This is a genomic window from Frankia sp. AiPs1 (assembly GCF_023716945.1).
Lineage (GTDB): Bacteria > Actinomycetota > Actinomycetes > Frankiales > Frankiaceae > Frankia.
In genome coordinates, this window is record NZ_JAMQQF010000169.1 from 1 (window position 1) to 11339 (window position 11339).

Consider the following 11339-nt stretch of genomic DNA (forward strand, 5'->3'; position numbering starts at 1 on the left):
GGCCGACCCGGCGACCGGCGGCGGTGCGGGTCGGCCGGCGGGACCGGCCGACAGGGAGCCGGCGAGAAGGGCACCGGCGAGAGCGGTGAGCGCCCCTGTCCGAGCGACCGGCGCGGCTGACGTCACCAGCCGGACACTACGCAAGGCGGATGGGCCACGCCGACGGTGCCGCCCGTCCCGGCAGAAGTGGCCCCCCGGCAGCCGCCGGCACGCGGGGGGTGCGGGCCGGTGCGGGGCGGTGCGGGGCGGATGCGTGGCGGTCCGGGCACGCACGGCCTGGGTGGCACGTCGCGTGTCACTGTGTCACCGTATGCCGCGAGCCGTGAACCGACCCGTGCCGGTCCGGATGACCAGCGGGTGGACCCGGCCCTTGCCCGCAGTCCAGCGAGCTTTCCCGCCCGGCGGGTCGCGGCGGCCGGCGGGGGAACACCTGCCTGCGAGGCGGCCGCCCGCCGCCGGTCGGGCCGGCGTGATGTTTCGCCTCGTGGCGCTGTCACCCCGGCGCCGTGGTGGTGCGGGATGCGGCGGCCGTGGCCCGACGGCGCTGTCCGCGGAATCGGGGCGGTTGCGGTGACGCCGGCGGTGGCCTACGTGCAGTGGCGTTGCCGACCGGGTAGCTCGGGCAGGAGGTGGCTTCCGGGACACTGGAAGGGCGGCGGTCGTCGTCCGCGACGCTTCGCCGCGTCCGTCGGGTGTCCCCGGCGCGCGGCCGCAGCGCGCGGCACCCGACCGCATACCCCGGCAGCCGCCGGAGCACGCGATCCCCGGCATCCGCCGGAGACCGACGAGTGAGTTCACACGTGGTGGCCGACCGGTGCGGACCGGGTCGGCCTGAGCATGAAGGAGACAGGGAGCGGAGTGGACCTTGAGTTCGATGTGACCATCGAGATCCCCAAGGGTCAGCGCAACAAGTACGAGATGGATCACCACACCGGGCGCATCCGGCTTGACCGGATGCTGTTCACCTCCACCCACTACCCGTCGGACTACGGGTTCATCGAGGGCACCCTCGGGCGGGACGGGGATCCGCTGGATGCGCTGGTCCTGCTGGAGGAGCCGACGTTCCCGGGCTGCCTGGTGCGGTGCCGGACCATCGGCATGTTCGAGATGACCGACGAGAAGGGCCCGGACGACAAGGTCCTGTGCGTCCCAGTCGCCGACGTCCGCCAGGAGCACCTGCGGGATCTGCGGCACCTGCCGGAGTTCGACCGGCTGGAGATCCAGCATTTCTTCGAGGTCTACAAGGACCTGGAGCCCGGAAAGTCGGTCGAGGGCGCCTCCTGGGTGGACCGCAAGGAGGCCGAGCGGGAGATCCTCGCCTCCATCAAGCGGCTGCACGACTCGGAGGTCGCCGGGGCGGACGGGCACGACCAGGAGGCCGAGCCCAGGTCTGCGTGATCGCCGACCGGCGCGGCGGCGACGCCTCTTCATGCGCGGGCCCGCGGGCATCGCGGATGGAGAGGCGCCCCTCGCGCCGGCCCACCGGCGGACCTGGCCGGCGGCGGCAGATCAGCCGTTCAGCCAGGTCACCCGGAGCATCGTGATCGTGATCCAGTCGACCCGGCGTGCCGTGGACGGCCATCAGGCCACCTGCGGTGCTTGGGGATGGGCGGGCGGAACCAGACCTCGGCAATCACGGTCGGGTCACCGGCAGCGATGCGGGACCGTGGCATGCGCGGTCAGGAAGCCGATTGTCGCACCCACGGATACCGCCCACGCCGCCTCGAGCGTGCCCGGCTGCGCATCGCGCCGGTCCGGGCCGTTCGGCGGGGGAGTGAGCCGGAGGCGGGGATTGAACCCGCGACCTATCGCTTACGAGGCGATTGCTCTGCCACTGAGCTACTCCGGCGATCGGCCAGGATCGCACTGGCCCGGGTTGAGTATGCCAGATGACCGCGCGGTGCCGACCGCTGGTGCTCGACCGGCTGCGCGCCGCGCGGGGGCACCGACGCCGGCAGCTCGGCTCGGGCTCCCGTCCGGGGCAGGCCCCGACTCGAAGCCGCACCGATCTGGCGAGGCCGGGTCGGTGCAAAAACGGAACAATCCGGCGATGCCACCCCATCAGGCTGTCATGGGCACCCAAGAAGAAAGCCAGCTACGTGACAATCGGTTTTCACGTAATCCAGATCTTGTCACAATTTTCGCCTCTTGGCCCGTCGAACGACGCAAACCGCTACCCCGGTTGCAGTTGTTCCGATGAGGATGCGTAGGGTTTCGCTTCATGACCGGGGCCGGGGACGCTGCACCAGCAGCAGCGGCGACACGAGGAGCCTCGCTCCTCGTCGCTGAGGACGATGAGGCATCGCGCGTGGCACTTGCGCGCAGCCTCGAACGATTCGGCTATCGCGTGCTGGAGGCGGCGGATGGCGAAGCCGCCCTCCGGCTGTTCCAGACGACCGAGATCGATCTGGTCGTCCTGGACGTCGCGATGCCGCGGATGGACGGCTTCGCCGTACTGAGCCGTCTGCGCCAGACCAGCGAGGTGCCGGTGATCATGCTCACCGGGCGGGCCGAGGAGGTCGACCGGGTGGTCGGCCTGGAGTTGGGCGCTGACGACTACGTCGTGAAGCCCTACTCGCTGCGGGAACTGGTCGCGCGGGTGCGGGCCCGGCTACGCCGCCGGCCCGCCGAGCCGCCGCCCCAGCGCAGCGGGGACGGCAACGATCCGCTCGTGTACGGCGACGTGTCCATCGACCTGCGCGCCCGCGAGGTCGCCGTGGCCGGCGAGCGGATCGATCTGACCGCGCGCGAGTACGAGCTGTTGGCCTTCCTCGCGCGCCACCCTCGACGGGTGTTCAGCCGCGAGGAGTTGCTCGAGCAGGTCTGGGGCACCCGCTTCCAGGACCCTGCCACGGTCACCGAGCACGTCCGGCGGGTGCGTACCAAGGTGGAGGGCCGCCCGCCACAGCGGCGGCTGGTGACCACACTGCGCGGGATGGGCTACCGCTTCGACCCGTGAGTCGCCGGGAGCGCCGGCGCGGGACCTGACAGGCCGCCCGAATGACGGGTGGCCGGGTCAGGGCTGGCCCGGTCGCGGCTGGCCCGGTCGCGGCTGGCCCGGTCGCGGGCGGCGGCACCGGGAAGACCACTCAGGGTCGGTGGCGGTGCCGGGAGCGCCGGCGGGCACGGCCCGGTTCGATGCCTGTCCCGCCGTCATGCTCGGGCCCCTCGTGCTCGGGCCCCTCGTGCTCGGGTGCCACATGCTCCGACCCCACATGCTCCGACCCCACATGCTCCGACCCCTCTCGGTCGGTGCCCCGGCGTACCGCACTCTCGTTGTCGGAGCTGGTCTGGTCGGAGCTGGTCTGGTCGGAGCCTGCGGGCGTGGGGTCGGGATCCGGGCCGGGCTCGGGCCTGGGCGGGGCGTAGGCAGCCTCGTGCGCCTGCCGGGACGGGCACACGTCGGCCCGCTCGCAGGAGGTCCGCCCGCCGCCGTCGAGCACCACCACAACCTGCTGGCGGGGCACGTCGTGCCGCACGACCCGGCCCTCTCCCTGGGGAGTGCAGGCCGGTTCCCCGACGGCGGGCACAGCCTCGGCGAACTCCTCGTACAGCGGATGTTCGTAGCGTAGGCAGCACATCAGCCGACCGCAGGCACCGCTGATCCGCATCGGGTTGAGGGCCAGGTCCTGGTCGCGGGCCATCCGCAGGCTCACTGGCTCGAAGTCGGTGAGGAACGTCGCGCAGCACAGGTCGCGCCCGCACGAGCCGATCCCGCCCTGCACCCGGGCGCTGTCCCGGGCGGACAACTGGCGCAGCCGTACGCGCGCGGCCAGCGTCCGGTTCAGGTCGCGGACCAGTTCCCGGAAGTCGATCCGCCCCTCCGCGCTGAAGTAGATCGTGTATCCGCCGGAATCCGGCACGTGGTCGACGCCGACAATCTTCACCGGCAGGTTGTGCTCCCGCGCCAGCCGCCGGGCGGCGACCCGGGCCCGGGCCCGCCGGCGCCGGGACAGCTCGGCCCGCTGCACGTCCGCCGCCTGCGCCATCCCGGCCAGCACCGGCAGGCCGCCGATGTCGTCGGAGATCCACTGCGGTGCCCACATGCAGGTTGCGACCTCGGGACCATCGTCGGTGGGCACGAGGACCTGGTCGCCGACCCGGGGCGTGTGGACACCCGGATCGGCGTAGTAGAGCTTGCCGCGGGGGGAGAACGCCACCGCGCACATCATCGGCATCCGACCCGTCACCTCCCCCTGGCCCTCGGGCCGGCTGCAACAACGCCCCCGGGTGGGAGGCTGGCGGCGACGCGCGGCAGCGCCGGACCGGGCGGGGCATGCCGAAACCACCCGCCAGCGTGATCTGCGTCGCAGATCAGAGTATGCCGCCAGCGGGACTCGGCTGCCTGTTTCGGTCATACCGGCCACACCGCCGGTGGGATTGGGCCGAGCGGGCGCGGCCGGCGTCAGCCGTCGCGCAGGGCGAGGGTCAGGGACTCCACCGCGAGCAGCGGCACGAGACCCGGGTTGTCGGCGAGGGCCGCCCGGGTCGCGAGCACGGCCTCCAGCCGCCGCAGCGTCTGCTCCGGGGTCGAGGCCGCCGCGAGGCCCGCGGCCTCGGCCGCATGGTCGGCATGGATCGGGTCGACGGGCGCGCCGAGCTGCTCCGCCAACACGTCGCGATACAGGCCGGCGAGGTCGACCAGGGCCCGGTCGAGGGAATCGAGGATGGTGCGCCGCCCGCGGCTCTTCTGGGTCCGCTCCAGCTCCTTGAGCGCCCCGGCCGCGCCCCGGACGACCATCGACCGTGCCTTCGCGCCCGCCTTCGGTGCTCGAGCGGATCGCGACTTCCCGCCGGTGGCGGTCGCACCGACGCCGAGCGCCGTCTTCAGCGCGTCCGTCTCGACCTCGTCCCGCTCGGCGTTCGCGGCCTCGGCATCGGCGTTCGCGGCGGCCACGAGGTCCGCGGCGGCGGCCAGGCAGTCCCCGACGCGCCCCAGGCGGCCCGGGATGCGCAGCACCGCCGCCCGATGGTCCCGGGCGGCCTCGTCGGTGGCGAGGCGGCGGGCCAGTGCGAGGTGCCCCTGCGAGGCTCGGGCGGCCGTCTGCGCCACCTGCTCGTCGATCCCCTCCCGCAGCAGCATGTCGCGCACGTCCGCGGCGGAGGGAAGACGCAGTGCGACCGTCCGGCAGCGGGAACGAATGGTGGGAAGTACATCCTCGATCGACGGCGCGCACAGCAGAAACACGGCCCGTTCCGCCGGCTCCTCCAATGCCTTGAGCAGCGCGTTCGCCGCGGCCTCGGTGAGCCGGTCGGCGTCGGTGAGCAGCAGGATCCGCCAGCGGCCGGCGGTGGGGGCGCTGGCGGCGTCCCGGACCAGGGCGCGGACGTCCTTCACGCCGAGCGAGAGCCCCTCCGGGGTGACGGTGCGCAGGTCGGTGGCGGTGTCGGTGAGCACCGTGTGGCAGCCGGCGCATTCTCCGCAGCCAGGCGGCTCCCGCTCGCAGTTCAGACCGGCGGCGAACGCGCGCGCCGCCTCCTGCCGCCCCGCGCCGGACGGGCCGGTGAACAACCACGAATGGGTCATCCCCGAGCGCACCCCGGCCGGGCCACCACCGTTGGCGGCGGCCGCGCGAACACTGGGGGAGGCCGCCGCCGCAGCCGCGCGCAGCGTCGCGACGACCGCCTCCTGGCCGACCAGCGTCTCCCATACCGTCACCGGGCCATCATCCCCCGCCCGCCGCCCCGCCCGACTCAGGCGCCCAGGGGCACGGCCCGACGCTCCACCCGGCTGGCGACGATCGCGCGGATCTCGGCGTGAATCTCCTCCCGAGGGCGGTTCGCGTCGACGGTGAGGTAGCGCGCGGGCTCCGCCTGGGCCAGCCGGAGGAACCCGTCGCGCACCCGGCCGCGATAGGCGAGCAGCTCGGCACCAGCTTCCTCGGCCGGTCCGTCAACCGGTCCGTCAACCGGTCCGTCGGCCGGTCCGTCAACCGGCTCGACGCTTGGTCCAGCGCCGATCCTGTCGATACCCGCATCTGCGCCCGCGCCCGCGTCGGCGGTAGGGGGAGTGTCTGCTGTGGTGACGGTGTCTGCTGTGGTGACGACGGTGTCTGCCGTGGTGACGGTGTGCGTCCGTGCGCCGTTGAGCGCGTTCGCGGGGAGCTGCGGCGGGCCGACCGCCGTCCGTCGTGGCCCGAGTCCGGCGGGCAGGTCCAGCAGCACGGTCAGGTCCGGAACGAGGGCATGGGTGGCCCACTGGGCCAGCACGGCCAGTTCCGCGGCATCGACCGACCGGCTCGCGCACTGGAAGGCGATCCACGAGTCGACGTAGCGGTCCGTGATGACGATGGCGCCGCGGGCGAGCGCCGGCTCGATCACCCGGCTCACGTGCTCGGCGCGGTCGGCGGCGGCGAGCAGCGCCTCGGTGCGGGCGTGCAGTCGCGTCGAGGGGTCGAACAGCAGCTCCCGCAGCCTCGCGCCGGTCGCTGTCCCGCCGGAACCGGAGGTCACGACGACCTCGCGCCCACTGCCGGCCAGCCAGGACCGCAGCAACTCGACCTGGGTGGATCGTCCCGCCCCCTCGGCCCCCTCGACCGCGACGAACAGGCCGGCGTGCCGCGGTCGCGTCGGCGTCGGCTTCCGGCCGCGCATCGCGTTCCACAGCTCGGGCCAGACCGCGACCCCGACCCGCTCGTCCATCTGGCGGTAGGCGAACAGTCCCACCGCCACCGCGAGCAGGCCCCCGCCGAGCAGGACGACGGTCACGCCGTCCGCCCGCACGGTGATGTCGCCCCACAGGTGGATGCCGTGCGTGCCGATCAGGCCGACGAGGGCGGGCGCCGCCGCCAGCACGACCAGCAGGTCGATGCGCACCAGCGACTGCACCAGAGCGAAGGTCCGCCCGCGAAGCTCGTCGGAGACCTCGGCCTGCAGCAGCGTGTACCCGGTCACCCAGGCCACCCCGGCGAAGGCCCCCACCGCCACCACCAGGATGCAGGCGATGACCAGGTTCGGGATGATCGCGACGATCACCAGGGTGATACCGGCGCCGGTGACACAGACACCGAACAGGCGGGTACGGCTGTAGTCCCCAAGCAGCTTCGGCCCGGCGGCCATCCCACCGGCCAGCCCGACGAACACCGCTCCGAACAGGATTCCATACGCGGAGTCACCGCCGCCGAGGATTCCGACGTAGAGCCGGCCGAGGGCGATCACGCACCCGGCCCCCGCGAATCCGCCGAGGATGCCCACGACCAGCCCGCGGACCAACCGGTCGTGCCCGACGTAGCGCCAGCCCTCGGTGATCGAGGCCAGAAAACCGGGCTCGGGGCCGGCCTCCGGGCGGGCGGCCCGGCCGATGTCCTTGAGTCCCCAGATCACGATGGCCGAGCCGAGGAAGGTCGCCGCGTTGAAATACAGCGCGAGATCGACGGAGGAGTCCCGGAAGAACGAGACGCTGGAGCCCAGCGTCCGCGAGATCGTCGCCAGCGTGGTGAAGATTGCGGCGGCGAGCGGGGCCGTGCCGTAGGTCATGATCAGGCTCAGCGTGTTCGCCGCGGCGAGCCGCTCCCGCGGGACCAGGTGCGGGACGCTGGCGTCCTTCGCCGGCGCCCAGACCAGGGTGACCGCCTCGACCAGGAACGACGCGATGAGCAGCCATTCGAGCGTGCCGATGAGCGGGATCGAGACGAACAGTGCGAAGCGGATCACGTCCGTGACGACCATCGTCAACCGGCGATCCAGGCGGTCGGCGAGCGCGCCGGCGAGCGGACCGAAGATCAGGGCCGGCATCAGCCGGACGATCAGCAGCGAACCGATCGCGTACGCCTGCCCCGAGAAGCTGTTCTGCAGCTGGGTGACCAGCGCGGTCGTGGCCAGCAGGCCCATCCAGTCGCCCAGGCTGGACAGGCTGAGCTGGATCCACATCCGGCGGAACTCGGGGATCCGCAGCACGGCGCGGATGTCGCTGTCGTCACCGGTCGCGTTGTTCGCCCTGGCAGGCGGGGAGGGGACCGTCGTGACCGGATGCCGGCCCGGCATGCGCCCCAGCCGCAGCCGCCGGCCGCCGACACCGCGGCGGCGCGCGCCGCCGTTCTCGTCCTGGGTGGGGGGCGCGGAGGCAGGGGGTGGGGAGGCAGGGGGCGGGGTCGCGGGGGACTCGGGGATGGTGGTCGTGGAGCCCACCGCGGTTGATGCCGCGGTGGTCGCCGCCGAGCCGTCCCCCGCCGTGTCGACCGGCCCGTCAGCCGGACGGATCGGCGAGGCCATCAGTCCGTCCGACGGGTGCCACCGGACGTCGCTCCCGCGGCGCCACCGCCGTCGTCCGAAGCGGACGACCCGGTGGCCGCGGGCTCGTCGCCGACCTTCTGCGCCGTGCTGCTCTTCGCCCCGGACCTGGTCGTGGCCGACTTCGCCGCCGAGCCCTTGGTGGTGGTGCCGGACTTGGTGGCCGTCTTCGCCGTCGTGGTCTTCGCCGCGGTCGTCTTCGCCGTCGTGGATTTCGCCGTCGTGGTCTTCGCCGTCGTGGTCTTCGCCGTCTTCGCCGCGGTCGTCTTCGCGGTCGTGGTCTTCGCGGCGCCGCTCTTCGCGGTCGTCGTCTTCGCGGTCGTCGTCTTCGCGGTGCTTCGGGCGGGTCGCTTCGCCGGGGCCGGACCGCGGGCACGGCGGTCGGCGAGCAGCTCCGCGGCGCGCGCGTCCGTGATCGACTCGACGGCGTCGCCCTTGCGCAGACTCGCGTTGGTCTCGCCGTCGGTCACGTAGGGCCCGAACCGGCCCTCCCGGACGACCATCGGCTTGCCGCTGGCCGGATCGTTGCCGAGCTCGCGCAGCGGGGGGGTCTGGGCGGCCTGGCGGCGTCCGCGCGCCTTGGGCTGCGCGATCAGCGCCAGCGCCTCCTCGAGCGTCACCGTGAACAACTGATCCTCGGACTCCAGCGACCGGCTCTCGGCGCCCTTCTTCACGTAGGGGCCGTACCGCCCGTTCTGCGCGGTCACCTCCTCGCCGTCCGCGCCGGCGCCCAGCGTCCGGGGCAGCGTCAGCAGCCTCACGGCGTCGTCGAGGGTCAGCGTCTCCAGCGACATCGTGCGCAGCAGGCTGGAGGTGCGCGGCGGGTCGGTGTCCGTAGTGACGTAGGGGCCGAACCGGCCGGCCTTGGCCGTGATGGTCGCACCGGTGGCGGTGTCCACCCCCAGCACCCGGTCCCCGCTCGGGGCGGCGAGCAGCTCCAGGGCGCGGGCCACGGTGAGCTCGTCCGGGGCCAGGTCGTCGGGCACGCTGGCCCGGCCCTCCCCGAGCTGGACGTAGGGCCCGTACCGCCCGACGCGCACCACGACCGTCGTGCCGTCGTCGGCCTCGCCGAGCGGGATCGAGTTGACCTCGCGGGCGTCGATCTCGCCGAGCCGCTCGCTGACGAGGTGCTTGAGTCCGGCCGCGGCGGCCGGATCGGCGCCACCCCCGGTGCCGAAGTAGAAGCGGGTCAGCCAGTCGGTGGACGCCGCGGTCCCGGCCGCGATGTCGTCGAGGTCGTCCTCCATCGTCGCTGTGAACCGGTAGTCGACCAGCCGGGTGAAGTGGTCCTCCAGCAGGCCGACGACGGCGAAGGCGACGAAGCTCGGCACGAGCGCCGAGCCCTTCTTCCACACGTAGCCACGGTCCTGGATCGTGCCGATGATCGAGGCGTACGTGGACGGCCGGCCGATCCCGAGCTCCTCGAGCGTCTTGACCAGGCTGGCCTCGGTGAAGCGGGCCGGCGGGCTGGTGCTGTGCCCGCGGGGGGTCAACGAGCGGACCGCCAGCGGGTCGCCCTGGCGCACGTCGGGCAGGCGCCGCTCCCGGTCCTCCAGCTCGGCGTCGGGATCGTCGGCGCCCTCGACGTAGGCGCGTAGGAAGCCGGGGAAGGTGATGACCTTGCCGGATGCCGAGAACTCCGCGTCCTCCCCGGCTGACGACGTGGCGCCGAGCCGGATCGTGGCGCTCGTGCCCCGGGCGTCGGCCATCTGGCTGGCGACGGTCCGCTGCCAGATCAGCTCGTAGAGCCGGTAGGAGTCGACGTCGAGCTCGCCGCGAACCTCGCCGGGGGTGCGGAAGTGGTCGCCGGCGGGCCGGATCGCCTCGTGGGCCTCCTGGGCGTTCTTGACCTTCTTGGTGTACGTACGCGGGTTGGCCGGTACGTACTCCGGCCCGTAGAGGCTCGCCGCCTGGCTGCGGGCGGCGACGAGCGCCGTCTCGGACAGGTTCGTCGAGTCGGTGCGCATGTAGGTGATGTAGCCGTTCTCATACAGCCGCTGCGCGATCTGCATGGTGCGCTGGCTGGAGAACCGCAGCTTGCGGCCGGCCTCCTGCTGCAGCGTGGAGGTCATGAACGGCGGGTACGGCGAGCGTCGGTACGGCTTGGTCTCCACCGAGCGCACCGCGAACGCGGACTGCGCGAGCCGGTCGGTGAGGGCCCGTGCCCCCGCCTCGTCCAGCCGGGTCACACCGGAGGTGGTCAGCTCGCCGGTCGGCGCGAAGTCCCGGCCGGTGGCGATCCGGTTGCCGTCGAGGGCGACCAGCGTCGCCGGCAGCGGCGTCCGCTCCACGCCGGCGTCGGCCGCGTCCGTGCCGGCCCCGTCGCTACCGGCCGGCCAGCCCTGGCGGGCGACCGTCGCGCCGAACAGGCCGTCGATGTTCCAGTACTCCGCGGCGCGGAACCGCATCCTGGCCCGCTCCCGCTCGACCAGGACCCGGGTCGCCACGCTCTGGACGCGGCCCGCCGACAGCTTCGGCATGACCTTCTTCCACAGCACGGGGGAGACCTCGTAGCCGTAGAGACGATCCAGGATGCGACGGGTCTCCTGTGCGTTGACCAGGTTCTCGTCGATCTCGCGGGGGTTGTCCACGGCGCGGCGGATCGCCTGCGGAGTGATCTCGTGGAACACCATCCGCTTCACCGGCACCGTCGGCTTCAGCGTCTGGAGCAGGTGCCAGGCGATCGCCTCGCCCTCCCGGTCCTCGTCTGTCGCGAGGTAGAGCTCGCTGGCTTCCTTCACCAGCGCCTTGAGCTTGCTGACCTGCAGCTTCTTGTCCGGCGTCACCACGTAGAGCGGCTCGAAATCGTTGTCGACGTCCACGCCGAGCCGGGCCCAGGGCTTGCCCTTGTGCGCGGCCGGAACGTCGGCGGCGCTGCGCGGCAGGTCGCGGATGTGGCCGATGCTCGATTCGACCTGCCAGCCCGGCCCGAGGTAGCCGGCGATGGTCTTCGCCTTGGCCGGCGACTCCACGATCACCAGGCGGGTGCCCGAGCCCGGGGTCGGTTCGGGCGTGGCACCGGCGGCGCCGCTCGAACCGGTCGCCGACCGGCCGGTCGCCCGGCGTCCCGTGGCGGCGGGGGGCGGGGGGGGGGGGGGGGGCGGGGGGGG

General features: G+C 73.1%; 6 protein-coding genes and 1 tRNA gene. 2 read left to right on the top strand and 5 right to left on the bottom strand.

What is annotated here, in order from left to right; all coding sequences use genetic code 11:
- Positions 1 to 858: 858 nt before the first annotated feature.
- On the top strand, positions 859 to 1398 hold the full coding sequence (locus ND748_RS16060; protein WP_308205645.1) for an inorganic diphosphatase: 540 nt from the start codon (positions 859 to 861) through the stop codon (positions 1396 to 1398).
- Between the two features lie 379 nt (positions 1399 to 1777).
- Here ND748_RS16060 and ND748_RS16065 read toward each other — a convergent pair.
- Positions 1778 to 1849 (bottom strand) — tRNA-Thr (locus ND748_RS16065).
- Between the two features lie 372 nt (positions 1850 to 2221).
- Between ND748_RS16065 and ND748_RS16070 the strand changes: the two genes are divergently transcribed.
- Positions 2222 to 2959: a response regulator transcription factor gene (locus tag ND748_RS16070; RefSeq protein WP_009741721.1), complete on the top strand. Its 738-nt coding sequence runs from the start codon at positions 2222 to 2224 to the stop codon at positions 2957 to 2959.
- Between the two features lie 130 nt (positions 2960 to 3089).
- Here the strand turns inward: ND748_RS16070 and ND748_RS16075 are convergent, their stop codons facing one another.
- From ND748_RS16075 to topA, 4 genes are all read right to left on the bottom strand, one after another.
- Positions 3090 to 4178, bottom strand: a complete 1089-nt coding sequence (locus ND748_RS16075; protein WP_251746619.1) for a regulatory iron-sulfur-containing complex subunit RicT — start codon at positions 4176 to 4178, stop codon at positions 3090 to 3092.
- 227 nt (positions 4179 to 4405) lie between these two features.
- The gene (locus tag ND748_RS16080) at positions 4406 to 5659 is read right to left on the bottom strand and encodes a DNA polymerase III subunit delta' (protein ID WP_251746620.1); all 1254 of its coding nucleotides are present in this window, start codon (positions 5657 to 5659) and stop codon (positions 4406 to 4408) included.
- A 35-nt stretch (positions 5660 to 5694) separates the two neighbouring features.
- A complete protein-coding gene (gene tmk, locus ND748_RS16085) occupies positions 5695 to 8211 on the bottom strand; it encodes a dTMP kinase (RefSeq protein WP_251746621.1) in 2517 nt (838 codons plus the stop codon).
- On the bottom strand, positions 8211 to 11339 hold a 3129-nt coding region (gene topA, locus ND748_RS16090; RefSeq protein ID WP_251746622.1), incomplete at its 5' end, for a type I DNA topoisomerase. The genes tmk and topA, both read right to left, overlap by 1 nt.